We start from the raw sequence: 25770 nt of genomic DNA on the forward strand, positions 1-25770 counted from the left end.
TTCGATAACTGCATGATGGCCGGTATTGTCCTGCTCGTGGCGCGGATGAGCCGCGTGGTCGGCGGAGCGATTATACCCCGTGCAATGTGTTGGATATGACCGCTCCGCGCTTTGGTACCGCCAGATACGGTCTGATCGGGGCGCCGCGCAAGTACGCTGGCTGGGCGTCTCGAAAATGGCCAACTTTAGAGGGACCGAGGCTGCGCTTACGCCAAAGTGATCGTACGCGGTCAAAAATGACTAATCGGTTGCCGGAAACGACGGTTTTACAGTCGTCCGGCGACCCGTTCGTGGTCGTGGCGCGAGACGGCGAGATGCTTGCGTCTGCCGAGGCCAACACCGTTAATTATCAGTTTCGGACAACGCTACGCAGTGACTTAGACAGCGTTTCAGCTCGGTAAATGAATGATAGATACCAAGTTGGCCGGTGGTCTGACCGCCTGAAACAGTAGTTTTTGGAGTTAGAACTGGGCGCCTCAATTCACTGCCAAATGACTCTGGCTCCGGCAGCGTCGGCAATAGAAGGAAAGCCGGATGACAAGCAAGCAGGCTCAATATCATGTGGTGGATTGCCTTATCGTCGGTGCAGGCCCTGCCGGGCTGACGGCGGCTATCTATTTGGCGCGCTATCGCCGACAGGTTCTCCTGGTTGATGCCGGCCAGAGCCGTGCGGAGCTGATCCCGATCACGCACAACTATCCCGGTTTTCCTCAAGGTGTTTCGGGCGCCGAGTTGTTGGCTCGGCTGCGCAATCAGGCAGAGCGCTACAATGTTTATGTCCGACGAGCCACCGTGAAAGCACTATCAAAGCGAGGAGACGACTTCATCGCCGACATCGACGATGACCGCGTTGTTGCGTCAACTGTGATTCTTGCCACCGGCGTTATTGATAAGCCTCCTGAGATACCCAATCTACGTGAGGCCACTCTCGGTGGCTATGTGCGTTGGTGCCCGATTTGCGACGGATACGATGTCATCGACCAGGACATTGCTCTTCTCGCCTCCGCCGAGGAAGGTTTCAAGCATGCGCTATTTCTCCGTACCTACACCCGCCAGCTCACACTTATTGTGCAACCGGGCGGCAGAGAACTAGACAACGACGAACGTCTCAAAATTGCACAGGCAGGCGTCCGTCTCATCGAGGAACCGATCGAGCAAATCCGCAAGATCAAAGGGCATCGTGTGGCGCTACGCTTGGCTAACGGCGACGAACTCAGTTTCGACACCCTATACCCGATGCTTGGCTCCAACGCACGGACCGAATTGGCCAAAAGCCTCGGCGTAACTTTTGAGAGCGATGGCGAGTTGGTGGTGGACACCGACCAGCGCACGTCAGTCCTAGGGTTGTACGCGGCGGGCGATGTAGTCAACGCGCTCAATCAGATGAGTGTTGGAGTCGCCCATGCGGCGACTGCGGCGACCGCGATACACAACGCCCTCAAGGACAACTATCGCTGATAAGTTAATCTCGAAGAACGGTCTGCTTCGGCCATACACTGATAGCAGCCCACGACATTACGTGCTGGTGAGAGGCAGCTCGGACTGAGCAGCGACCTTTATTTCTGCTCATTAGCAGTAGGGATTTAGTCGGTAATGCTGCGCTGCATGGGGATAGCGTTAATACCACCCAGGCGACACGAGCCTGAGAGGCAAGGCTACGGGAGATGAGCACAGCCACAGCCTTCGCCGCGGGTCGGCTACGAGCGCTTACCGTGCCGGAGCAGACTTTCTCGAGATCAAGCGTCAGGTGGCTGGCGGCGCGATGGCACCGTATACGGCTATATCGAGGGGCCGAGGTACCGGCGCTGCTCGATGAAGCAGAACCGAAGACCCCAATCTGCCGCGCTATACGGAGATCGTGGTTATTGTGCATACATCGGTAGGGAATACTCGGAGTCAGACGATGCCGTTGATCAAAGCAAGAACGCTCTTATCCGCCTTTTTTGTATTCACGACGACGGGCTGCCAACCCCCCAGCGTTCAGCCATTATCAATCACTGGGGATGCCGTAGCGCGACCTCAATCGGCGTGTCAAAAGGAGGACTTCATCTGGAAAAACAAGATTGTGCCTTCCCTCTACGGCTCTGAACTCCCAGCGCTGACTGCGCCAGGCATCGGCGATACCTTAACCTTGGCAATGCCGAGTTTTACGGTTAAGTCGCTGACTGCGCAAGGCGATGAGCTGGAGCAAGGGCGGCGCAAATTGGTGCATGCATTTGGTGCAGAGGCGCGCTTCCGGTTTGTGGCAAACCGTGGAGTGGCGAGTCGCTATACCGGCATCTTCCAAAGTGGCGCCGACTGCGTGATCGGCCGTCTTTCGGTGGCGACTAAGCCGACGGATACGCACTCTGTGCCGGCCTTAGCTTTGAAGTTTTTCATTGACGATAATCACCCGTCGGTCAATCTACAGGTTATGAACTCCATCGACGGCCAAGAGGGATACAACTTCTTCGAAAAGACTTTCAGCAACATCATTCCACCCGCAACCTCTTTTGCGACGCGCTTACTAGCCGGTTTCTTTGAATGGGCAGCCATACGTTTTGGGGCTAGAGATTCAGATCCTGGTCACTTGACCGTTGAGCACCTGGCCGGCATTAACATCGATGGCTCTAAAGTGGCTGCGCCAAGGGCGCCTTATCAACTTATTTTTAAGCCACGGCCGGCAGCTGTTGCTCGCTTCAACGGGGTGACAATGCAGGATGACTTTCGGATAAAGCTGACTGACTTCCCTGTCGGAGAGGTGCTGTACGACGTTTACGCCTTGGATAAAGGCGAGACGGTCGAGCAGGCTAAACTTTTAGGCCAGCTGGTTCTAAATTCCAAGATCGTGGCATCTCGGTATGGCGACGAAAAGCTCTACTTTCAACACAATATGCAAAGATAGTTCGACTGGACTGACCGTTGCGAAAGTCGCGATTGAAGTAGAGATTGCGGTTGAGAATGTTAAAGTTGCTCCCTTCAATGAACCCCTCTGGTTTTTGCTCAACGGCCACTGCAAACTGCCCCATACTCATGCCAAGGGCAATGAGGGGAAGACCATAAAAGTTTTTATTATTCATGTAACACTCCAGGCTATAGCTTGGCAGAGTTTCTTTATGAAATATTTTATCGTTATAAAAACCCTCCGGCACGTGAGAGTTTCTTCTACGCGCCGGCAGACATGACTCCATACAAAAGATAACTCAAGTGCGGCCTGAAAATTACTTTTATGTCAGCTAGCCGTAAGCGCGATTAAACAATCAAACCAAATAATATGACGCAGACATGGCTCCTTTGGACTAGCCTCCGTGCTGGCATTTGGTACCCATAACTATGTACTCCAAGGTATTGAGTTTGCCAGCAGAGTCCTCATAGGTCATGCGCGAAGGCGCAACGTCACAGGATTTGTTGGCTTGGGTGACACTAACTACCTTCTGAACATCCAGGTTCATACCATATTCATAATGAACAATCTCAGGTATGGCTTTACTATTTTTGAGAGCGTATTGCTCCATCGCCTGTTGATTTTCTTGCATCATCCGACCATAAACACGATCTCCTCCGCCTTCAGCCATGGCAAAGGATGAAACTACCAATATCGAAATAGCGATGACTGCATTCAATGTTTTCATGATTCTACGAGCTCTAATTCACTGGTGACTAGATAGTAGCTAATGATACCTGTCAGAAAGCTGCCGTTAACATTACATGTCTGTCAGGCAAGGTCTTTGCTCCGTTAATGGCATACTTAAGAGAACTCTGAAAAAGACTTCCAGCTCTGGTGAAATAACGAACATGACGGTTTTACCCCATGAAACAGATGTCCTTCGCTGATGCCTAGTACGCCGGCAAACGTAAGCAGACCCGCCGCGAGCGCTGATGATTGAAATGGATCAGGTCGTGACCTAGAAGGGCTTGATTGCCTTGATCGAACCGCATTATCCGAAGGGCGAAGTCGGTCATCCAGCGTATCCGTTGATGGCGATGCTGCGGGTTCATCTGATGCCGAACTGGTTCGGCTCCAGCGATCCGGCGATGGAAGAGGCACTGTATGAGACCACGATCCTGCGCCAGTTTTCCGGCCTACATCTGGATCGAATTCCCGATGAAACCACGATCCTGAACTTCCGCCGCCTGCTAGAAAAACATGAACTGGCGGGCAGGATTTTGCAGATCATCAACGGTTATCTGGACGATCGTGGCTTGATACGGCGCCAAGGCACCGTGGTCGATGCGACGATCAGTCATGCCCGAGCCCGAGCCCGAGCTCGACCAAGAACAAGGACGGCAAGCGCGATCCGGAAAGGCATCAGATGAAGAAGGAGAATATGTATTTCTTCGGGATGAAAGCGCACATTGGCGTCGATACCGAGTCCGGTTTAATGCATAGCCGACGAGGGCTGTTGACAAATAGCGATCTTGAAAGAGTTCAACGGCGGGCTTCCTGAGGAGCTCATCACCAATTATTTTTGACCGTAAAAAATAAGAAATTAATAAATAACAGTAGGTTATTGACGAATCGAATGACCCCCCTTATCTAGGCATATCTCTCACTTGGCCTTTGACTCCGAAAGTTGACTGGAGAGCACCGCGTTATCTTGCAGGAGGAGCTGCTTGTCTGTGGTCAACTCGGTCAGTTGGGTTTTAGCTCGGGTTAAATGTTCCGTCAGCAGGGCACGCTCCCGTTCGCTTACGGCCAGGTTCGTCTGCGTCTCTGCCAAAGACTGCGCGCCATGCCCATGGCGCTGTTCCAGAGCAAGATGGTGTTGGCGCCGATGCCGAATTGATCCACGCGCCGACTAAAGACTGACCCAAGTCCAATCTAACGAAATGCAGCACTGGCATTGGTTCGCAAGAATTCAGAGGGGCTCAGTAAAATCTCGGCACGTGGGTCAATTCGGCATCGGCGCAAACAAACAGCAAGCCAAAGTACAGCAAGTCAGCGCCTGGCAGCTGGTTCAACGTAGTTTCGAGAAACAGAAACTTCATCGAAAAACGCATAAGAGTCTGAATATTTGGACCTGTGACGTCGTTGGACCTCGAAAATCCAAGCAGCTCAAGGGGTACTTACTACTAGACCCGCGAACAATCTTCTCTGAGGTTCCCTTCGACAATATCAGCCTGTCCTTGAAGTCAGAAGCAACGGAGCCGCCACAATGACGACGCCCTCGAATCTGACGGAGGAATACATCTTTGCCCATGATCTGCGGCCTGCCAGTGCAAAGATCTATCGTGCATCGACCAAAGCACTACTTAAGCATTTCCGAACGGCCTCAGTTGAGGAGATCGATCATCGTGCGGTTCTGACATGGCGAAAAAAAGTCCTTGAGAACGGATTATCCAAACGCAGCTGGAACACCTATTCAAATCACCTTCGAACTGTTTGGGGCTACGCCATAGAACACGGCCTGATGACCCATACCAAGATCAACCCATTCAAGAAAACCAGCGTTATCCCACCAAAGCGGGCCAGCAAGACAATCAATGGAGACGCCATCCAACGAGCACGCAACTGGCTCATATCCCTTGTAGGCCAAGAACGTTGTACGCATGAACGTAGCCAGATCACACCTGCCTGGTTCTGGCTCAGCGTCTTCGAGATGTTTTATTACACAGGCATACGTCTGAATGCCCTGCTGTGCCTGCGCTACAAAGATATCGACTGGGACAGCCAGATGATCTTGGTCCGCGGTGAAACAGAGAAGACCCATCGGGAGTTTTTCCTCCCCATTATGGAAGGACTCGCTCCACACTTATCCAGGATCCTGGGGGAGGCCGAGAAAATAGGTTTTTCACCAGACGATCAACTGTTCAACGTCAACAGATTCTCTCGTCACTTCCATGGCAAGGAAATGAACATCGACCAGGTGGAGTCAATGTACGGCAAGCTCACCGATAAGATCGGCGTGCGCATGACCCCTCACCGCTTCAGGCACACATTAGCAACAGACTTGATGAAGCAGCCTGAGCGAAACATTCATCTCACGAAAAGCCTGCTGAATCATTCGAATCTAGCGACCACGATGAATTACATAGAGGCGGACTACGACCATATGCGTGCTGTTCTGCATGAGCGGAGTCTGGCTCAGGGCGCTCTAAGCCGAGTGAGACGGGTTGATCCAAGTGGCACACCCTCTGCCCCCTTACCCGCCAAGATAGGTGTGCATTCACAGGAAACCGCTCAACCAGAGCCCAAGAAGCTGCCAGCTCCACAACAATCTAGCAGCACAGAGGTCAGTATTGATCGGCCGACCAAGTCGACTGGCCGAGGCGCGCTACAGAGGGCTCTCGAGCTCGCATCTGCGCAACTGCATCGCGAGTCAACGACATGCTCTATGGACCCACCAGTAGATCAAGTAGAGCAGAGTCTACTATTGACGCTAATGGCGAGCGGGCTTGGTGTCGGCACATTCAGGAAACGCACCTCAACTGAGCATTCAATGCGAAGCTCATCATTTTCCCGAGCATCGCCTTAGTACGATCATAGTCAAAGCGCACTGGCTATAGGGTATTCTGGTTGGCCAGAGGCTTTCGCATGCCCGGAATAAAGCACCAGGTCGAAATCCGTATTTTTTCAGACGAACGGTACCACTTTGCTCAAGGCAAAAAAAAGGCGCCATAAAGACGCCTTTTTTCATTAAATATGGTCGGGGTAGGGGGATTCGAACTCCCGACATCCTGCTCCCAAAGCAGGCGCGCTACCGGACTGCGCTATACCCCGGAATGCGCATCGCAAATCCGATGCACATTGACATCATGACGAACCAAAACTACTGTTCGCCTCAGACGGCTGCATGTCTACGGCGATATCTAAGTGCTGTAACACTTTCCAAAACCGTAAAACCGCCTCTATCAGAGCTAGAACCTCTGATTCTAAGATTTGATTCCAGCGCTAACTGGTCTCAAAAATGGTGGGTCGTGTGGGATTCGAACCTACGACCAATTGGTTAAAAGCCAACTGCTCTACCAACTGAGCTAACGACCCAAAAATGGTCGGGGTAAGGGGATTCGAACTCCTGACATCCTGCTCCCAAAGCAGGCGCGCTACCGGACTGCGCTATACCCCGGTTTGAAATTGGCTCCGTGACCAGGACTCGAACCTGGGACCCAATGATTAACAGTCATTTGCTCTACCGACTGAGCTATCACGGAACTACATATTTCAAAGTACAACTTTTACTGCGGTGTATCCTTCTCTTCGACGCTGTCCGTATCGCTACGTTAGCGTGTCTGAGGCGCGCTATTCTACAATCTTAAAAACCCCTGTCAACCCTTTAAATTGCTTTTAAGACAATGATTTGCGCTTCTTTCTGATTTCTCCTTGGGGAGAAGAAACCCGTGGGCTGACGTTGCTGCGGGGCGCACTTTACAAGCCTTTGCCTTACAGTTCAACGCCCTATCGAAAAAAAAGGCCCCGCAATGCGGGGCCTTTGCTTATAACCACCCAATCGGCACTTAGTGGAAGACGATTTCGTCGTTTTCCACGGTGGCCTTGACGCTGGTCCCCGGCATAAAGCTGCCCGACAGGATCAGTTGGGCCAACGGGTTCTCGATCCAGCGCTGGATCGCACGTTTTAATGGCCGTGCGCCATACACCGGGTCGTAACCCACGGCGATCAACTTGTCCAAGGCCTCGCTGCTCAGTTCCAGCATCAGCTCGCGCTCCGCCAGACGGCTGCGCAGGCGGCCCAACTGGATCTCGGTAATGCCCGCGATCTGATCCCGCGCCAGAGGCTCGAAGATCACCACTTCATCGACCCGGTTGATAAATTCCGGGCGGAAGTGGCTGGTCAGCGCATCCATTACCGCAGCACGCTGACCTTCACGATCCCCGACCATTTCCTGGATCTGTACCGAGCCCAGGTTGGAGGTCATCACGATCACCGTATTACGGAAATCCACGGTACGCCCGTGGCTGTCCGTCAGCCGGCCATCTTCCAGCACTTGCAGCAACACGTTGAACACGTCCGGGTGAGCCTTCTCGACCTCATCCAGCAGGATCACCGAGTAAGGCTTACGCCGTACCGCTTCGGTCAGGTAGCCACCTTCCTCGTAGCCCACATAGCCTGGTGGCGCCCCGATCAAGCGAGCCACGGAATGTTTCTCCATGAACTCGGACATATCGATACGCACCATCGCCTCTTCTGTATCAAAGAGGAACTCGGCCAGGGCCTTGCACAACTCGGTCTTACCCACGCCGGTCGGGCCGAGGAACATGAACGAGCCACTCGGGCGGTTCGGGTCGGACAACCCGGCGCGCGAACGCCGTACCGCGTTGGACACAGCCACCACCGCCTCTTCCTGGCCGATGACGCGCTGGTGCAACAGGCTTTCCATACGCAACAGCTTGTCACGCTCGCCTTCCAGCATCTTCGACACCGGAATGCCGGTCCACTTGGACACAACCTCGGCAATTTCTTCCTCGGTCACCTTGCTGCGCAGCAACTGGTTTTCGCTGTGACCATGCTGGTCGACCATCTGCAGGCTGCGCTCCAGATCCGGGATCACCCCGTACTGCAGCTCGGCCATGCGGTTCAGGTCGCCTTTACGGCGGGCAGCTTCCAGCTCCTGGCGCGACTGCTCGATCTTTTGCTGGATCTGTGCGGAACCCTGCACTTCGGCTTTTTCCGAGGTCCAGATTTCTTCCAGGTCCGAATACTCACGTTCCAGGCGGACGATTTCTTCCTGGAGTTTTTCCAGGCGTTTCTTCGCCGCGTCATCGTCCTCTTTCTTCAGCGCCTGGGATTCGACTTTCAGTTGAATCAGGCGGCGCTCAAGGCGGTCCAGCACTTCAGGCTTGGAGTCGATTTCCATGCGAATACGGCTGGCCGCTTCGTCGATCAGGTCGATGGCCTTGTCCGGCAACTGACGGTCAGTGATGTAGCGATGGCTCAACTTGGCCGCCGCAATGATCGCGCCATCAGTGATTGCTACCCGGTGGTGGACCTCATAACGCTCTTTCAGGCCACGCAGGATCGCGATGGTGTCTTCTTCACTCGGCTCTTCCACCAGGACTTTCTGGAAACGACGTTCAAGGGCCGCGTCCTTTTCAATGTACTGGCGGTACTCGTTGAGCGTGGTCGCGCCAACGCAATGCAACTCGCCCCGAGCCAGTGCTGGCTTGAGCATGTTGCCCGCATCCATCGAGCCTTCGCCTTTACCGGCGCCGACCATGGTGTGCAGTTCGTCGATAAACAGAATGATCTGCCCTTCCTGCTTCGACAGTTCGTTAAGCAGGGATTTGAGGCGCTCTTCGAACTCACCACGGAACTTGGCACCGGCGATCAACGCGCCCATGTCCAGGGACAGCAAGCGCTTGCCCTTGAGGCCGTCCGGCACCTCACCATTAATGATGCGCTGGGCCAGGCCTTCGGCGATGGCGGTTTTACCCACGCCAGGCTCGCCGATCAGCACCGGGTTGTTCTTGGTGCGTCGCTGCAGGACCTGGATGGTGCGACGAATTTCATCGTCACGCCCGATCACCGGGTCCAGCTTGCCGTCTTCGGCGCGCTTGGTCAGGTCGACGGTGTATTTGTCCAGGGCCTGGCGCGACTCCTCGTGATTGGGGTCATTCACCGCCTCGCCGCCGCGCAGGTTGTTGATGGCATTTTCCAGGGCCTTTTTGCTCACGCCCTGGCCCAGCAACAACTTGCCGAGCTTGCTGTTGTCGTCCATGGCAGCGAGCAGCACCAGTTCGCTGGAGATGAACTGGTCGCCCTTCTGCTGAGCCAGGCGGTCCGCCTGATTGAGCAGGCGCGCCAAATCCTGGGACATATTCACGTCGCCCGTCGGATTCTGGATTTTCGGCAGCTGGTCGAGCTCTTTGCTCAATTCCTTGCGCAGGCTGTTGACGTCAAAGCCCACCTGCATCAGTAGGGGTTTGATCGAACCACCCTGCTGTTCGAGGAGCGCCTGCATCAAGTGCGCGGGCTCAATGGCCGGATGGTCGAGGCCAACCGCCAGGGATTGGGAATCCGATAACGCCAATTGTAATTTGCTGGTTAAACGATCAATACGCATTAGTCACCTTCCTTTTGAGCAGGCCGGAGCTATGTGCGAGCGAGCTTGCTCGCGATTAACGCATCCTGAATGAAGAAACCTGCCAGATACCCTTATAGATGGGGTGGATTCTGGAGGATTCAAGCCGGCAATGCATGATATGGATCAGCAGAGTCTAGCGTTCGAGCCAGATCAGGGAGGCAAATCGACCGGTGCGCGGGCTGCGCCGGTAAGAAAAGAAGCGTGGGTCGGTCACCGTACACAAACCGCCACCATAAACGGCGGTGATACCGCGCGCAGCCAGGCGCAGACGCGCCAACTGATAGATGTCGGCCAGGAACTTGCCAGGATTATGGCTGGGAACGAAAGCCTGCGCGGTTTGCGGATGTTGCTGCACGAAGGCTTCACGCACTTCTGGGCCCACTTCAAAGGCCTTCGGGCCAATCGCCGGGCCTAACCAGACCAGTACGTCGGCAGGCGCAGTGTCCAGGCTTTCGGCGGCAGCTTCCAGCACTCCCGCGGCCAGTCCACGCCAACCGGCATGGGCAGCGGCAACCCGGGTCCCGGCTTTGTTGCAAAACAAGGCCGGCAGGCAATCGGCGGTCATCGCCGTGCAGGCGATGCCGGGCGTATCGGTCCAGCTGCCATCTGCCTCGGCAATCTGCCCCGGATCGGCCTTGACCACGACGACACCATGGACCTGGCGCAGCCAGGCCGGCTGGATATCGAACGCGGCAGTGAGACGACGGCGATTCTCAAGTACAGCCCCAAGGCTGTCCTCGACATGATCGCCCAGATTCAGACTGTCGAACGGCGCCAGACTGACGCCGCCCGCACGGGTAGTGACACAGGCTTTCACCCCGGCCGGCGCAGGCCAGTCAGGAATCAGCCAGTCACTCATCCGACAAAGGCCTCGCGGTCTTGCTTGAGTAGCGACAGCAACCAGACAAAATCGTCGGGCAGTGGCGATTCCCAGCTCATCCGCTCACCGCTCGTCGGATGATCCAGCTCCAGGAAGCGTGCATGCAACGCCTGGCGCGGGAACGACTTCAACGATTCGACCATGGTCACACTGGCGGCCGGCGGAATACGGAAGCGACCACCGTAGGCCGGATCGCCGACCAACGGGAAGTTGATATGCGCCATATGCACCCGGATCTGGTGGGTACGGCCGGTTTCCAGCTTGACCCGCACATGGGTGTGGGAACGGAAACGCTCCAGCACGCGGTAGTGGCTGACGGCCTGCTTGCCACCCTCCATCACCGCCATGCGCTGGCGCTGCTGGCCATGACGACCGATAGGCGCGTTGATCTTGCCACCCGCCACGACCACACCAATCACGATGCACTCATAGATGCGGCTGACGCTGCGGCTCTGCAATTGTGTGACCAACTGCGTCTGTGCCTGGATGGTCTTGGCCACCACCATCAGACCGGTGGTGTCCTTGTCCAGGCGGTGGACAATGCCGCAGCGCGGGACATTGATGATGTCCGGCACATGGTGCAACAAGGCATTGAGCAAGGTGCCATCAGCGTGCCCGGCCGCCGGGTGAACCACCAGGCCTGCGGGTTTGTTGATCACCAGGATGTCGTCGTCTTCATAGACGATATCCAGCTCGATGTCCTGGGCGATCCATTCTCCCTGGGCTTCCTGCTCGGCAGTCAGCTCAAGAACCGAACCGCCATGAACTATGTCTCGCGGGCGGATAACCGCTCCATCCACAGTCAGGCGGCCGTCTTTGATCCAGGCGGAAAGGCGCGAGCGCGAGTGCTCAGCGAATAGTTGTGCGGCGACTTGATCGAGGCGTTGGCCGCCCAATTCGGACGGCACCTCTGCGCGAAGTTCAATTTTATCGGACATGCTCAGACTAGGCGTGGCACAGCCTTTGGTTTCGGCTGCGCGCTTGTGGTTAAATACGGCGTCTTTTGCCCCGAGGCTTTCATCGGGGCGCTCATCATAACAGGACGGCCCCGCCCAAGACAGCGGCCGTCATAGGGACGCAAGCCGCCATGCAAGTGAAACACCTGCTGCTGATCGCCATCCTCGCCATGACTGCTGCTTGCTCGTCAACAAAGGACGTCGTCGACGAAAACCTCAGTGAAGTCGAGCTGTACCAGCAGGCTCAGGCCGACCTGGACAATAATAGCTACACAAGCGCCACGGCCAAGCTCAAGGCCTTGGAGTCGCGTTATCCGTTTGGCCGCTATGCCGACCAGGCCCAGCTCGAACTGATCTACGCGAACTACAAGAACGCCGAGCCGGAAGCTGCCAAGTCCGCTGCCGAGCGTTTTATCCGCCTGCACCCGCAACACCCGAACGTGGACTACGCCTACTACCTCAAGGGCCTGACCTCGTTTGACCAGGACGTTGGCCTGCTGGCGCGCTTCCTGCCGCTGGACATGACCAAGCGTGACCCTGGTGCTGCGCGCGACTCCTATAACGAGTTCGCCCAACTGACCAGCCGCTTCCCCAACAGCCGCTACGCGCCGGACGCCAAGCAGCGCATGATCTACCTGCGCAACCTGCTGGCTTCCTACGAAATCCACGTAGCCCACTACTACCTGACGCGCCAGGCTTATGTCGCTGCCGCCAACCGTGGCCGCTATGTAGTGGAAAACTTCCAGGAAACCCCTTCGGTGGGTGATGGCCTGGCAGTAATGACCGAAGCCTACATGCGCCTGCATCTGGATACCCTGGCGGACACCAGCCTGCAGACCTTGAAACTCAACTACCCAGACCACCCAAGCCTGAAAGACGGCCAGTTTGTGCCGCAGGTTGCCGAAGCGGACAACCGCTCGTGGCTGAGCAAGTACACCCTGGGCCTGATCGAGTCCCGTCCGCCGTTGCCGCCAGGTGAAACCCGCGCCAACCAGGACATCCTCAAGCAGTATCAGGACGCCAAGGACTCCATCCCGTCCGAGCTCAAGCCCCATGACGAGAACGGCGACGTGATCGAGGAAGAAGCACCAGAGGCCCTGGGCAACAACCAGGATCGCTCGTGGTTCAGCTACATGACGTTCGGTGTCTTTGACTGAAAACCAGTCTGGCAGCGCAAGAAGGAGCCTCTCGGGGCTCCTTTTTTCATGACGCGACTTTATTACCCTGTGCGCCGTTAACATCCTTGGCTAAACTGCCGCATTCCCTGTCGAGAAGCTGCCTGCCATGGTTCGTTTACTGTTCTGGATTGCCCTGATTGCTGCTGCGGTATGGTTCTGGCGCAAGTTCAAGCGCTCCGCTTCTACGCAGCAACAGCCCCGCGAACAAGGCGCCGCGCCCATGGTTCGCTGTGCCCACTGTGGCGTACATCTGCCTCAGGACCGGGCATTGAGCCAGCAGCAGGAGTGGTACTGCACCCAGGCGCACCTCGAGCAGGGACCAAAGTCTATCGAACGCTGAAAGCCTGGAACCGTAGGAGCTGGCTTGCCGGCTCCTACAAGGGCCCACGCTTATATCCGACCAACGGGCGCATAGGGAGCGGGGTCAATAACCGGCTCATGCCCCAACAGCAAGTCAGCAAACAACTGGCAAGACGCAGGTGCCAATACCAGGCCGTTGCGGTAATGCCCGCAGTTGAGCCACAGCCCTTCAAACCCTGGCACCTTGCCAATATAAGGGATGCCCTCGGGCGAACCTGGCCGCAACCCGGCCCAATGCCCCACCACGGCGGCATCCGCCAGTGCCGGAATCAACTCCACCGCCGAGGCTTTCAGGCTTTCCAGGGCCGGTTCGGTCGGCGTCTTGTCGAAGCCTTCATGTTCCAGCGTACTGCCAACCAGGATGTGCCCATCCCGGCGTGGAATCGCATAGCGCCCTTTCGCCAGGACCATGCTCGACAGAAAGTCCGAGGCGCACTTGTACAGAATCATCTGCCCCTTGACCGGCTCCACGGGCAACGTCAGCCCCAGGCTGTCCAGCAATTCACCACTCCAGGCCCCGGCCGCGAGCACGACCTGATCGCCACGCACCTCACCCTGAGCCGTATTGACCCCGACGATGCTGCCGCCCTCCTGGATAAAGCCCTGTACCGCGCAATGCTCATGCAAGGTCACCCCGGGCAACGCCAACAACGCAGCCTTCAGGGATTTGACCAGGCGCGGATTACGCACGTTGGCCACGTCTGCCATATAAATGGCCTGTGAAAACCCTGCCCCCAGCACAGGAACCGCATCACGGGCGGCCGACACATCCACCTTGCTCAATGGCCGACCTTCCCGTGCAGCCCAGGCCAGGGCATCGGCCTCGTCGTCGAGGTCCAGCCAATAAAGGCCGGTGGTATGAACCTCGGGATCCACACCGGTGGCGGCAAACAGGCGCTGGGCCAATTGCGGATAGAAATCCTGGGACCAATGGGCCAGCGCCGTGACGGCCGGGCTGTAGCGCCACGGGTATAACGGCGAAACAATCCCGCCACCGGCCCAGGAAGACTCTTGCCCGACCGATGAACGGTCCAGCACGACCACTGCCTGCCCCTGCGTTGCCAGGTTGAACGCCGTCAACAGCCCGATAACACCACCACCCACCACTACGACTTGCTGTTGCTTAGTCATTGTTCGATCCAGCCCATGAAAAGAAAGGAGTACCCCTGGCACCCCGTCGCCCACCAGCCTCATCGCCCCCAGCACTCCTGACGAGTGGTGCCGGGCACCGCGCCGGGATTAGCCCGCGCGCCAGTGCTGGTCAAGCTGAACTCACCACAAGTATCACCCAGCATCGCGCCGGCAAGAGGCGTCGCGGTCAGGGTGAAGTCCTGCGGGTTCAGTATCACCGTGATTCTATAGCGATCATTACCGGTACTGACGCCGCTGGCATCAATAAAAGTGCCATTTCTCACGTAATAGCGTTCCAGCTGCTGGGCTTGCTCCGTGAGCAGCCCGACGATTTCTGTGCGGTAGGCCTTTTTCACATGGGCGCTGTACCCCGGATAAACCACCGCAGCCAATGTGGCAATGATCGCTAGTGCAATCAGTAACTCTATCAAGGTGAATCCTTTGCAGTTGCCGCTCATCGTGATGCTCACCTATTGAAGTTGTCGCCATAGAACTCGTCGAAATCCCCCACCGGCATCCGGGTCGACGCGCGCAAAGACGCTCTCCAGAACGGTGCGCGACTGACCGCTGAACCCCACAGCCGTGACCCGATATAAAGTTGCGGGGGTATTGGGCGGCAAATGTGCCATTCCGATACCGGGCCCCAGGTTTTGAATACCGTATACGCCCCCCTTCAGGCCGACCCAGGCGATGACCGAGACCGGATCGACACCCGGCTGGCTGATGGCATACGCCTCTTTTGGCGGTGCGCAGGTGACTTGCGACTGACAGGCCGGCAAACCGAACCCATGCGCCTGCACAGCCGACTCACCGCGCCTGAGCCCGTCTTCGGCCGCTTGAAACGATAAGTTGCGGTGCCTGATGCTGCCGGCGAGTTGCTCCTGCGACGTTGCGCCCTGCATCGATGACAGCCCGAGAACCGTCAACAGCAGCAGCAATACCAGGCTGATCAAGAGCACCATGCCGCGCTGCCTGGAGGCCGATATCCGGAGCCCACTATTCAAGGCGATTACGCACAGCTGCGACGGCGCTGTAGATCTGGTCGCGCGCGCGACGTGCCGGATCGCGGAGCGTCAACGCCACACGCACAGTGCGGATCAGCGATTCGTCGCTGGGGTGGCTGTCATACCGGGTCACGACACTGGACCCGGGCCGGCTGGCCATCCCGAAACTCATTTCGAACGCCCCCACGTTATCCACCAGCACCGCCTTGGCCGGGGTTGTTGGAGTGCTGATCTTCAGTTGCCCTGACTCAAAGGTGTAGGTCAGCTTGCGCACGGGAAAAGCGATCTGCCCGGTCCCTGGCTTGGGGGGGACCCCCGAATAGGCCTGAGCACTGTCAATACAATTGCTGAGCACCGTCCAGTCAGGACGACTGCCCTGGTCGCCGACATCGCCCGTGACCAGCGTCAGGCTGGTTGAGGCACCATTGACCAGCACACTGACGGGCCTGGAAAAGTCAGCAGGCGCCTGAGCAATCAAAGGCAGGGACAGGCAACCGAACATCCCCGCCAAGCGAATCTCCTGGAGCATCTTGCCCAGGACAAACCGCCCATCATCCTGCAATAGCGCCGAGGCGTGCTGGCTGGCCGCAGTGCTTCGGGCAGCCAGTGTTACCTGGACGGCCGCCAGGACTACAAGTAACCCCAGGAGCGTCGCCAGCAGTGCCTCGACCAGGCCAAAGCCCGCACTGGAGCGCCTCATAGCACAGGCCTCGGATCAACCGCGACACGACTGGTCAGGGTGAATGTTTCACGGGTGTTGTCAGCATTGGCTGCACGCGAATCATCCCAACTGATGTTGATAGTCACCTCGCGCTGGCTGATCGCAATCGAACCTTTGGCGGAATCGCCAGCCAAGTGGCGGATATTGGCCTCGAAGTCGTGCAAGTCCAGGTCGCGGACACTCGCGGCCAAGGTGTTGGCTGCCCAGCTATCGCCACTTTCCCAGGAGTAGTCAGCACCCGCGTTGGCGCGGATCCGGTCGAGCATGTCATAGGCGATGAAACTCGCCTGGCTGATCATTCTGGAGCTGTCGGTGTACTTGAGTGCATTCAGCTGGATCAACCCGGCCCCCAGCAGGCCGACGCCGAGAATCAGCAGCGAGACCAGTACTTCGATCAGGCTCATGCCAACCTCCCGAGCGGCGGGGACGGGAGTACAACACGTTATCGGGCAGGCTCGCATAGCCATCGTCATCCTTGTCGAGGGTCATAAAAACGGCCGAGATGGCCGTGGGTTGTCCAAGACTAGCGCCGCCCTGGCAGCCGCGCTGCCCCTCGGAATATAGGGAAATACTTTGGACAGGAAGGCCATCACTGCGCAGTCGTGGACCGCCGCTATAACTATTCCTGTCACAAGCAAATGAACTGTCCACGGAGGGACGATGTATGAAACAACGCGGTTTCACATTGATCGAATTGCTGCTCGGTTTGATCGTCAGCGGCATCCTGGCGCAATTGGCAGTGCCCGGATTCAAGAGCCTGATGGACTCACAAACGCGACTGAGCGCGGCACAGGCACTGGCCTCCGGCCTGCGCTACGCCCGCACCCAAGCCATTGCTCGCAATCGGACGGTCGTCATCCATGCACTGGATGACGACTGGAGCAAAGGCTGGAGGGTGGTGGTGGACATGAATGGGCGCGGCCATCTGGACGACGACAACCCGGTACTGCTGGAGCGCCAGGACAATGGGCGGACTCCCATCGTAGGCAATACACCGGTGCGCACACAGATTCGTTTCAGCGGGCTGGGCGAACCCCTGCTGTCTGCGGGAGGGTTTCGTGCCGGCACCGTGCATGTGTGCTCAGCGGAGCAGCCGCTGAGCCTGCATCAGGTAGTGCTGGCACCCAGCGGCCGGATCAGCTTGCGCAGCGACAAGGCCGAGCAGGCATTGTGCCGCGGGTACACCAGCGAGACAGGGCTCAGAGCAGCGAACGAACCCGCAGCTCCTTGGGCATGGAAAAAGTAATGTTTTCTTCACGCCCTGCCAGTTCATCGGCGCCTGTCGCGCCCCACGCCTGCAACTGCTGGATGACGCCACGCACCAAGACTTCCGGCGCCGAGGCGCCCGCCGTGATACCGATACGCTCGACACCGTCGAACCAACTGCGTTGCAGGTCTTCGGCGCCATCGATCAGGTATGCCGGAGTAGCCATGCGTTCGGCCAGCTCACGCAGACGATTGGAGTTGGAGCTGTTGGGACTACCCACCACCAGTACTACGTCGCACTCGTCGGCCAGTTGTTTGACGGCATCCTGGCGGTTTTGTGTGGCGTAGCAGATATCGTCCTTGCGTGGCCCACCAATGGCGGGAAAACGAGTACGCAGGGCATCAATGACGCGGCTGGTGTCATCCATCGACAAGGTGGTCTGGGTCACGAATGCCAACTTTTCAGGGTTATGCACCTGCAGTTCGGCGACGTCTTTTTCGTCTTCCACGAGGTAGATCGCGCCGCCATTGCTGGCGTCGTACTGCCCCATGGTGCCTTCGACCTCCGGGTGGCCGGCGTGGCCGATCAGGATGCACTCACGGCCGTCACGGCTGTAGCGTGCCACTTCGATATGCACCTTGGTAACCAGCGGGCACGTCGCGTCGAAGACTTTCAGGCCGCGGCCTGCCGCTTCGGTGCGCACGGCCTGGGACACGCCGTGGGCGCTGAAAATGACGATAACGTCATCCGGCACCTGTTCCAGTTCCTCGACAAAAATCGCGCCGCGAGCCCGCAGGTCTTCGACCACGAACTTGTTGTGGACAACTTCATGGCGCACGTAGATCGGTGGCCCGAAGACTTCCAGGGCGCGATTGACGATTTCGATCGCCCGGTCCACGCCGGCGCAGAAGCCACGGGGGTTGGCGAGTTTGATTTGCATGCTGTGCCTCGTGTCTTGCCATGTAGGAGCGAGCTTGCTCGCGAAAATTTCACAGGCACCGCGATCATTCAGGATGCCAGGATTTTCGTTGAAGACCTTCGCGATCTAGCTCGCTCCTACAATAGGCCGGAATCGTCAGTTAGAGCGCTTTAACGTCGATGATTTCAACATCAAAGGTCAAGGTCTTGCCGGCCAACGGGTGGTTGAAGTCGATAGTCACCTGAGTGTCATCAAAGGTTTTGACCACGCCGGGCAGTTCAGTATTCGCCGCATCGTTGAAGATCACCAGCAAGCCTTCCGACAGCTCCATATCCTGGAACTGCGAACGCGGGATGATCTGTACGTTTTGCGGGTTGGGCTGGCCAAAGGCGTTTTCCGGCGGGATCTGCAAGTTGCGCTTGTCGCCTGCCTTGAAGCCGAAAAGTGCCGCTTCGAAGCCCGGCAGCAGGTTGCCGTCGCCGACCTTGAAGGTCGCCGGGGCCTTGTCGAACGTGCTGTCGACCGTGTCGCCATTCTCCAGGCGCAATGCAAAATGCAAGGTGACTTCCGTGTTCTGGCCAATGCGTTGTTCGGCCAATACTTGTTCAGTCATTTACGGCTTCTCCGGGTTTGTTGCCCTTGAACATATCCAGCGCCAGCATGACAGCGCCAACGCAGATGGCGCTGTCGGCAAAATTGAACGCCGGGAAATAATGGCGGTTCTGCCAGTGCACCAGAATGAAGTCGATCACATGGCCAAGGGCAATGCGGTCGTACAGATTGCCTAGGGCCCCGCCCAGCACCAGTGCCAGGGCGATAGCCAGCCAGGTGTCGTTGCGGCCCAGGCGCTTGAGCCAGACCACCAGCACCGCGCTGACCACCACGGCGATCAGGGCAAACAGCCAGCGCTGCCAACCGCCACTGTCAGCCAGGAAACTGAACGCAGCGCCGGTGTTGTAGGCCAGGGTCCAGCTGAAGTAGTCAGGAATCACCACGATCTGCTGGAACATTTCCAGGGAGCCCTCGAAGTGAGCCTTGCTGACCTGGTCGATGACCAGGACCAGCAAGCTCAATACGAGCCAACCCAGACGTCCGAAACGGCTGGATTTAGGCATAGTGGCGAACCTCGCCAGCACCGCTGATGTTGTCGACGCAACGACCGCAGATTTCCGGATGCTCAGGGTTCACGCCAACATCTTCACGGCAGTGCCAGCAACGGGCGCACTTGGCGAAGGTCGACTTGACCACCTTGAGCTTGAGGCCCGGTACTTCGGTAGCCACCGCATCAGCCGGGGCCTGGGCGAATGGCGCGAGGCTGGCTGTGGAGGTAATCAGCACGAAGCGCAGTTCGTTGCTCAACTTGCCCAGATCGGCGGTCAGGCCCTCCTCGGCAAACAGCGTGACTTCGGCTTGCAGGTTGCCACCGACGGCCTTGGCCGCACGCTGGACTTCCAGTTCCTTGTTCACCGCAACCTTGACGGCCATCACACCTTCCCAGTACTCGCGGCCCAGTTCGAAGTCGGCCGGCAATTCGGTCAGGCCTTCGTACCAGGTGTTGAGCATCACGGACTCGTTACGCTCGCCCGGCAGGTACTCCCACAGTTCGTCGGCGGTGAAGGCCAGGATCGGTGCGATCCAGCGCACCAGCGCTTCGGAGATGTGATACAGCGCGGTTTGCGCCGAGCGGCGCGCCTTGCTGTTGGCGCCGGTGGTGTACTGGCGGTCCTTGATGATGTCGAGGTAGAAGCCACCCAACTCCTGCACGCAGAAGTTGTGGATCTTCGAATAGACGTTCCAGAACCGGTACTCGCCGTAGTGTTCCTGCAACTCGCGCTGCAGCAACAGGGTACGGTCCACGGCCCAACGGTCCAGGGCGAGCATTTCCTCCGCCGGCAGGATGTCGGTGGCCGGGTTGAAGCCGGTCAGGTTCGACAGCATGAAGCGTGCGGTATTGCGGATACGGCGGTAGGCATCGGCGCTGCGTTGCAGGATCTGCTCCGAAACGGCCATCTCGCCCGAGTAGTCGGTGGAAGCCACCCACAGGCGCATGATATCGGCGCCCAGGGTGTCGTTGACCTTCTGCGGCGCGATCACGTTGCCCAGGGACTTGGACATCTTGCGACCGTTCTCGTCAACGGTGAAGCCGTGGGTCAGCAGTTCGCGGTACGGGGCGTGATCGTCGATGGCGCAGCCGGTCAGCAGGGACGAGTGGAACCAGCCACGGTGCTGGTCCGAGCCTTCCAGGTACAGGTCGGCACGCGGGCCGGTCTCGTGACCCATCGGGTGCGAACCACGCAGTACGTGCCAGTGGGTGGTACCGGAGTCGAACCACACGTCGAGGGTGTCGCTGATCTTGTCGTACAGCGGCGCTTCGTCGCCCAGCAGCTCAGCGGCATCCAGCTTGAACCAGGCTTCGATGCCTTCCTGTTCAACGCGCTGGGCCACCACTTCCATCAACTCGACGGTACGTGGGTGCAGTTCGCCGCTTTCCTTGTTCAGGAAGAACGGGATCGGCACGCCCCAGTTGCGCTGGCGGGAGATGCACCAGTCCGGACGGTTGGCAATCATCGAGTGCAGACGTGCCTGGCCCCAGGCCGGGACGAACTTGGTGTCTTCGATGGCTTTGATCGCACGCTTGCGCAGGGTTTCGCCGGCGACTGGCTCTTTGTCCATGCCGATGAACCACTGCGCGGTGGCGCGGTAGATCAGCGGGGTCTTGTGGCGCCAGCAGTGCATGTAGCTGTGCTTGATGGTTTCGGTGTGCAGCAGCGCACCGACTTCCGACAGCTTGTCGATGATCGGCTGGTTGGCCTTGAAGATGAACTGGCCGCCGAAGAACTCCAACGAAGGCGCGTACACGCCATTGCTCTGCACCGGGTTGAGGATGTCATCGTTGACCATGCCATAGGCTTTGCAGGTCACGAAGTCGTCCACGCCGTAGGCCGGCGCGGAGTGAACCACACCGGTACCCGAACCCAGTTCGACGTAGTCAGCCAGGTACACCGGCGACAGGCGGTCATAGAACGGGTGACGGAAGTTGATCAGTTCCAGCGCAGAGCCGGTGGCGGTGGCGATCACCGAGCCTTGCAGCTCGTAGCGGGCCAGGCAGGCCTCGACCATTTCCTCGGCCAGCACCAGCAGGCGATCACCAACGTCCACCAGGGCGTAGGTGAATTCCGGATGCACGTTCAGCGCCTGGTTGGCTGGGATGGTCCACGGGGTGGTGGTCCAGATCACGATGGCAGCTGGCTTGGCCAGGCTCGCCAGGCCAAAGGCCCCGGCCAGCTTGGCGTCGTCGGCAATCGGGAACGCGACGTCGATGGTCGAGGACTTCTTGTCTTCGTACTCGACTTCCGCTTCGGCCAGGGCCGAGCCGCAGTCAAAGCACCAGTTCACGGGCTTGAGGCCCTTGAAAACGAAGCCGCCCTTGACGATCTCGGCCAAGGCACGGATTTCACCGGCCTCGTTCTTGAAGTTCATGGTCTTGTACGGGTTGTCCCAGTCGCCCAACACACCCAGGCGGATGAATTCGGACTTCTGCCCTTCGATCTGCTCGGTGGCGTAGGCACGGCACAGCTCGCGGGTCTTGTCGGCGCCCAGGTTCTTGCCGTAGGTCACTTCGACCTTGTGTTCGATCGGCAGGCCGTGGCAGTCCCAACCCGGGACATAAGGCGCATCGAAGCCCGCAAGGGTTTTCGAGCGGATAATCATGTCCTTGAGAATCTTGTTCAGCGCATGACCGATGTGAATCGTGCCGTTGGCATAAGGAGGGCCGTCGTGCAGGACGAATTTCGGACGATCCTTGCCAATCTCGCGCAACTTTCCGTACAGGCCAATACTGTCCCAGCGCTGCAGGATCTGCGGTTCGCGCTGTGGCAGGCCGGCCTTCATTGGGAAGGCGGTGTCCGGAAGGTTTAGCGTGGCTTTATAGTCGGTCATTTAAGGCTCTTCATTAGCGATGGGCGCTAGGTGCGGCTAGTGCACGGGCGGCGGCGACATCCGCATTGATCGCCGTTTTCAACGCCTCAAGGGAGGCGAATCGCTGCTCTTCACGCAGCTTTTGGTGGAAAACCACCGTCAAACGCCGGTCATACAAATCCCCGGCAAAATCCAAAAGGTGAACTTCCAGGTGGGCCTTGCCATCACCTGCAACCGTTGGCCTGACGCCTATATTGGCGACTCCGGGCCACGGTTGGCCGTCGATCTCGACACTCACCAGATACACCCCGGTCAGTGGCACGCGACGGCGCTTGAGTTGCACGTTGGCGGTTGGCGTGCCCAGTTGGCGCGCCAGCTTCTGGCCGTGCAGGACCCGCCCGGCAATCCGGAACGGGCGACCGAGCAAACGCTCGGCCAAGGCGAAGTCGGCAGCGGCCAGGGCATTTCGCACCTGGGTGCTGCTCACGCGCAGACCGTCCAGTTCAACGGTTTGCGCGGCTTCGACGGTAAACCCCTGGGTTACGCCGGCTTGTTGCAGGAAATCGAAATCCCCTACCCGGTCGCAACCGAAGCGGAAGTCGTCACCGACCTCCAAATGCTGCACACCCAAGCCATCGACAAGGATACGGTCGACGAACTCGGTGGCGCTGAGACTGCGTAAACGCTGGTTGAACGCCAGGCACAAGACCCGGTCCACGCCTTCTTCGGCCAGCAGCTGCAGTTTGTCCCGCAAGCGGGCCAAACGGGCCGGGGCCGTCTCGGGGGTGAAGAATTCACGGGGCTGCGGCTCGAAAATCACCACGCAGCTGGGCACACCCAACTCGACTGCGCGCTCGCGCAGCCGCGCCAGGATAGCCTGGTGGCCACGGTGAACACCGTCAAAGTTGCCAATAGTGGCGACGCAGCCCCGATGCTCGGGGCGCAGGTTGTGGAGACCTCGAACCAGCTGCATAACGCGCTTCTTGCTCATAAAGTGGTCGATTATAACCACACCCGGCCCCGGACGACAGGCAACAGCACAGGCCAAATGATTCGAATCGAAAAAACAGCCGGCTTATTGTTGATTGCGATCAATTCAGCGCCTTGCGATTGAAATCCCGCAGACGGAAGCCCAGCAGCAACAACATGCCAAAGTAGGCGATCACCCCGGCCACGACCAGCAGGCCAAGGCGCAGGAATCGCTCGAGCATCTGCCCTTCGTCCCACGCCGGCATCCAATGCATCAGCCCCAGCAATACTGCCGACATCACGGCCACGGCCAGCAGCAACTTGAGGGCAAACACGCCCCAGCCTGGCTGCGGCTGATACATTTTTTGTTTACGCAGTTGATAAAACAGCAGGCCAGCATTGATGCAGGCGCCGGCGCTGATAGCCAGGGCCAGGCCGGCGTGAGCCAGCGGCCCGATGAATATCAGGTTGAACAGTTGGGTGACCACCAGGGTGAAAATGGCGATTTTCACTGGGGTACGAATGTTTTGCTGGGCATAAAAGCCCGGCGCCAAGACCTTGATCACAATAATCCCCAGCAACCCCACCGAATAAGCGACCAGCGCGCGCTGGGTCATCAAGGCATCAAAGGCACTGAATTGGCCATACTGGAACAGCGAAACCGTCAGCGGCTCCGCCAGGATTCCCAGGGCCAGGGCGCATGGCAGCACCAGCACAAAGCACAGGCGCAGGCCCCAGTCGAGAATGCGCGAGTATTCATGGCGGTCCTTGCTGGCATAGGTTCGTGCCAGGGTCGGCAGCAAAATGGTGCCCAGCGCCACGCCCAGCACGCCGGATGGCAATTCCATCAGACGGTCGGCGTAATACATCCACGACACGGAGCCGGAGACCAGCAGCGAAGCAAACGCAGTGTTGATGATCAGGGAGATCTGGCTGACCGACACCCCGAGAATCGCCGGCAGCATGTTTTTCATCACGCGCCACACGCCAGTGTCCTTGAGATTGAGGCGCGGCAACACGAGCATGCCGATCTTTTTCAGGTGCGGCAGCTGATACAACAGTTGCGCCAGGCCACCGGCCAGCACTGCCCAGCCGAGCGCCATGACCGGCGGATCGAAGTACGGCGTGAGGAACAACGCAAAGATGATCATGCTGACGTTAAGCAGGGTCGGCACAAACGCCGGCACCGAGAAACGATTCCAGGTATTGAGGATCGCGCCCGCCAGGGACGATAGGGAGATCAGCAATATATAAGGAAAGGTCACCCGCAACAGATCGCTGGTGAGGGCGAATTTTTCCGGGGTGTTGGCAAAACCGGGCGCCGTGGCCCAGATAATCCAGGGTGCGGCGAGCATCCCGGCGATGGTCACCAGCATCAGCACCAGGGTCAACAGGCCCGAGACGTAGGCGATGAAGGTGCGGGTGGCCTCCTCGCCTTGCTGGGTTTTGTATTCCGCCAGAATCGGCACAAATGCCTGGGAAAACGCACCCTCGGCGAAGATCCGTCGCAGCAGGTTGGGCAGCTTGAAGGCGATAAAGAAGGCATCCGTGGCCATGCTCGCGCCAAAAATACGTGCAATGAGGGTGTCACGTACAAACCCCAGAACCCTGGAAATCATCGTGATAGAGCTGACGGCGGCCAACGACTTGAGCAGATTCATTGAAAGAGTTTTTGCCTATAGATAAAGAGCAGGCGAACAAAGCGCCCACTTATGCGATACTGCGCGCCTGCAACAGCACAGAGCCAAAGCTCGCGAGTTTACAGGTCAAGCGCCGGAAATAAATAACCCGCCTCTTCAGATCGACCACTCAGCAGTTCGCATCAGCCGCCCTTGACAAGACTTCAACTCATCGGCATGATTCGCGGCCTATTTTGTTTGCTATTTCCTAAAAAGTCTTTCGAGGAGCTCGACGGTGGCCAACACACCTTCCGCCAAAAAACGTGCAAAACAGGCTGAGAAGCGTCGCAGCCACAACGCCAGCCTGCGTTCCATGGTTCGTACCTACATCAAGAATGTAGTTAAGGCCATTGACGCAAAAGACGCTGAAAAAGCTCAAGCTGCTTACGTTCTGGCCGTGCCAGTTATCGACCGTATGGCCGATAAAGGCATCATCCACAAGAACAAAGCTGCTCGCCATAAAGGTCGTCTGAATGGCCACATCAAGGCTCTGAACCTTGCTGTTGCAGCCTAAGCGATAAGCTTGTTAAAAAACCGACCCCAGGGTCGGTTTTTTATTGCCTACGATTTATGCCAACCCCAAAACAAATGCGGGAGCTGGCTTGCCTGCGACGGGCACATAACATTCAACACAGATGTCGACTGTTAAACCGCTATCGCAGCATAGGTATCTACACAACTTTGCCGCAACGCCTAAATCCAGGCAGATAGCGCAGTTGTGGCGAGCGGGCTTGCCCCGCGCTGGGCTGCGAAGCAGCCCCAATAAGACGAATGCGTTGTACCAGATACACCGCAGCGGCTGGTTTTGGGGCTGCTTCGCAGCCCCCC

The 25770-nt window shown here is 57.9% G+C and carries 22 protein-coding genes, 4 tRNA genes and 3 pseudogenes; 9 read left to right on the forward strand and 20 right to left on the reverse strand.

The window, feature by feature from the left end:
* Positions 1-534 precede the first annotated feature (534 nt).
* Both FIV38_RS24390 and FIV38_RS24400 read left to right on the forward strand, forming a co-directional pair.
* Entirely contained in the window at positions 535-1458 is a 924-nt protein-coding gene (locus FIV38_RS24390) for an NAD(P)/FAD-dependent oxidoreductase (protein WP_092230476.1), read from the forward strand.
* A gap of 445 nt (positions 1459-1903) precedes the next feature.
* Positions 1904-2884 carry a hypothetical protein gene (locus FIV38_RS24400; protein WP_139273513.1) on the forward strand — a complete coding sequence of 327 codons (981 nt, stop codon included), beginning with the start codon at positions 1904-1906 and terminating at the stop codon, positions 2882-2884.
* On the opposite strand, the pseudogene FIV38_RS24405 reads toward FIV38_RS24400, so the two are convergent.
* Positions 2883-3014 (reverse strand): annotated as a pseudogene (locus FIV38_RS24405) (OprD family outer membrane porin); the annotation flags it as partial. The gene FIV38_RS24400 and the pseudogene FIV38_RS24405 overlap by 2 nt on opposite strands.
* A 264-nt stretch (positions 3015-3278) precedes the next feature.
* Positions 3279-3611, reverse strand: coding sequence for a DUF2790 domain-containing protein (locus FIV38_RS24410; RefSeq protein ID WP_092230483.1), 333 nt, complete (start codon positions 3609-3611; stop codon positions 3279-3281).
* 179 nt (positions 3612-3790) lie between these two features.
* Here FIV38_RS24410 and FIV38_RS24415 point away from each other — a divergent pair.
* From FIV38_RS24415 to FIV38_RS24425, 3 genes and pseudogenes are all read left to right on the forward strand, one after another.
* Positions 3791-4415: pseudogene (locus FIV38_RS24415) on the forward strand (IS5 family transposase); the annotation flags it as partial.
* Between the two features lie 472 nt (positions 4416-4887).
* Positions 4888-5139 (forward strand): annotated as a pseudogene (locus FIV38_RS24420) (conjugal transfer nickase/helicase domain-containing protein); the annotation flags it as partial.
* On the forward strand, positions 5136-6455 hold the full coding sequence (locus FIV38_RS24425; protein ID WP_092230485.1) for a site-specific integrase: 1320 nt from the start codon (positions 5136-5138) through the stop codon (positions 6453-6455). The pseudogene FIV38_RS24420 and the gene FIV38_RS24425, both read left to right, overlap by 4 nt.
* A gap of 168 nt (positions 6456-6623) precedes the next feature.
* On the opposite strand, the gene FIV38_RS24430 is transcribed toward FIV38_RS24425, so the two are convergent.
* From FIV38_RS24430 to rluD, 7 genes are all read right to left on the reverse strand, one after another.
* Positions 6624-6700 (reverse strand) — tRNA-Pro (locus tag FIV38_RS24430).
* 188 nt (positions 6701-6888) lie between these two features.
* Positions 6889-6964: transfer RNA gene (locus FIV38_RS24435), tRNA-Lys, on the reverse strand.
* Between the two features lie 5 nt (positions 6965-6969).
* Positions 6970-7046, reverse strand: a tRNA-Pro gene (locus FIV38_RS24440).
* A 9-nt stretch (positions 7047-7055) separates the two neighbouring features.
* A tRNA-Asn gene (locus tag FIV38_RS24445) sits at positions 7056-7131 on the reverse strand.
* Positions 7132-7434: 303 nt separating this feature from the next.
* Positions 7435-9999: an ATP-dependent chaperone ClpB gene (gene clpB, locus FIV38_RS24450; RefSeq protein WP_092230488.1), complete on the reverse strand. Its 2565-nt coding sequence runs from the start codon at positions 9997-9999 to the stop codon at positions 7435-7437.
* Between the two features lie 154 nt (positions 10000-10153).
* The gene (gene pgeF, locus FIV38_RS24455) at positions 10154-10879 is read right to left on the reverse strand and encodes a peptidoglycan editing factor PgeF (protein WP_029292012.1); all 726 of its coding nucleotides are present in this window, start codon (positions 10877-10879) and stop codon (positions 10154-10156) included.
* A complete protein-coding gene (gene rluD / locus FIV38_RS24460; RefSeq protein WP_029292014.1) occupies positions 10876-11838 on the reverse strand; it encodes a 23S rRNA pseudouridine(1911/1915/1917) synthase RluD in 963 nt (320 codons plus the stop codon). Before rluD ends, pgeF begins: the two co-directional genes overlap by 4 nt.
* A 149-nt stretch (positions 11839-11987) precedes the next feature.
* Here rluD and FIV38_RS24465 point away from each other — a divergent pair, with 149 nt between their 5' ends.
* Positions 11988-13013, forward strand: a complete 1026-nt coding sequence (locus FIV38_RS24465) for an outer membrane protein assembly factor BamD (RefSeq protein ID WP_029292017.1) — start codon at positions 11988-11990, stop codon at positions 13011-13013.
* Between the two features lie 127 nt (positions 13014-13140).
* On the forward strand, positions 13141-13374 hold the full coding sequence (locus tag FIV38_RS24470) for a PP0621 family protein (protein WP_029292019.1): 234 nt from the start codon (positions 13141-13143) through the stop codon (positions 13372-13374).
* A gap of 50 nt (positions 13375-13424) precedes the next feature.
* On the opposite strand, the gene thiO is transcribed toward FIV38_RS24470, so the two are convergent.
* The 5 genes from thiO to pilV are packed head-to-tail and all read right to left on the reverse strand — an operon-like array spanning position 13425 to position 16711.
* Positions 13425-14525 (reverse strand): glycine oxidase ThiO, encoded by a 1101-nt coding sequence (gene thiO / locus FIV38_RS24475; RefSeq protein WP_070994137.1) that lies wholly within the window; start codon positions 14523-14525, stop codon positions 13425-13427.
* Between the two features lie 59 nt (positions 14526-14584).
* Entirely contained in the window at positions 14585-14983 is a 399-nt protein-coding gene (locus tag FIV38_RS24480; protein WP_070994138.1) for a type IV pilin protein, read from the reverse strand.
* A gap of 12 nt (positions 14984-14995) precedes the next feature.
* Entirely contained in the window at positions 14996-15487 is a 492-nt protein-coding gene (locus tag FIV38_RS24485; protein ID WP_092230491.1) for a pilus assembly PilX family protein, read from the reverse strand.
* A gap of 34 nt (positions 15488-15521) precedes the next feature.
* Positions 15522-16229, reverse strand: coding sequence for a PilW family protein (locus tag FIV38_RS24490; protein ID WP_092230494.1), 708 nt, complete (start codon positions 16227-16229; stop codon positions 15522-15524).
* Complete coding sequence (gene pilV / locus FIV38_RS24495; protein ID WP_371923835.1) at positions 16226-16711, reverse strand: type IV pilus modification protein PilV; 486 nt, start codon at positions 16709-16711, stop codon at positions 16226-16228. Before pilV ends, FIV38_RS24490 begins: the two co-directional genes overlap by 4 nt.
* A 203-nt stretch (positions 16712-16914) precedes the next feature.
* Between pilV and FIV38_RS24500 the strand changes: the two genes are divergently transcribed.
* Complete coding sequence (locus FIV38_RS24500; protein WP_029292030.1) at positions 16915-17496, forward strand: GspH/FimT family pseudopilin; 582 nt, start codon at positions 16915-16917, stop codon at positions 17494-17496.
* Here the strand turns inward: FIV38_RS24500 and ispH are convergent.
* From ispH to murJ, 6 genes are all read right to left on the reverse strand, one after another.
* A complete protein-coding gene (gene ispH, locus FIV38_RS24505; RefSeq protein ID WP_029292032.1) occupies positions 17450-18397 on the reverse strand; it encodes a 4-hydroxy-3-methylbut-2-enyl diphosphate reductase in 948 nt (315 codons plus the stop codon). The two genes, FIV38_RS24500 and ispH, sit on opposite strands and share 47 nt — an antisense overlap.
* A gap of 139 nt (positions 18398-18536) precedes the next feature.
* Positions 18537-18974: an FKBP-type peptidyl-prolyl cis-trans isomerase gene (gene fkpB / locus FIV38_RS24510; protein WP_169851210.1), complete on the reverse strand. Its 438-nt coding sequence runs from the start codon at positions 18972-18974 to the stop codon at positions 18537-18539.
* Between the two features lie 7 nt (positions 18975-18981).
* Positions 18982-19491 (reverse strand): signal peptidase II, encoded by a 510-nt coding sequence (gene lspA / locus FIV38_RS24515; RefSeq protein WP_029292036.1) that lies wholly within the window; start codon positions 19489-19491, stop codon positions 18982-18984.
* On the reverse strand, positions 19484-22315 hold the full coding sequence (ileS, locus tag FIV38_RS24520; RefSeq protein ID WP_070994145.1) for an isoleucine--tRNA ligase: 2832 nt from the start codon (positions 22313-22315) through the stop codon (positions 19484-19486). The genes lspA and ileS overlap by 8 nt, the downstream gene beginning before the upstream one ends.
* A gap of 13 nt (positions 22316-22328) precedes the next feature.
* Positions 22329-23267, reverse strand: coding sequence for a bifunctional riboflavin kinase/FAD synthetase (gene ribF / locus FIV38_RS24525; protein ID WP_029292040.1), 939 nt, complete (start codon positions 23265-23267; stop codon positions 22329-22331).
* Positions 23268-23385: 118 nt separating this feature from the next.
* On the reverse strand, positions 23386-24924 hold the full coding sequence (gene murJ / locus FIV38_RS24530; protein WP_092230500.1) for a murein biosynthesis integral membrane protein MurJ: 1539 nt from the start codon (positions 24922-24924) through the stop codon (positions 23386-23388).
* A 253-nt stretch (positions 24925-25177) separates the two neighbouring features.
* Between murJ and rpsT the strand changes: the two genes are divergently transcribed.
* Positions 25178-25456 (forward strand): 30S ribosomal protein S20, encoded by a 279-nt coding sequence (gene rpsT, locus FIV38_RS24535; RefSeq protein ID WP_029292043.1) that lies wholly within the window; start codon positions 25178-25180, stop codon positions 25454-25456.
* Positions 25457-25770 lie beyond the last annotated feature (314 nt).

Source organism: Pseudomonas proteolytica, assembly GCF_007858275.1.
Lineage (GTDB): Bacteria > Pseudomonadota > Gammaproteobacteria > Pseudomonadales > Pseudomonadaceae > Aquipseudomonas > Aquipseudomonas proteolytica.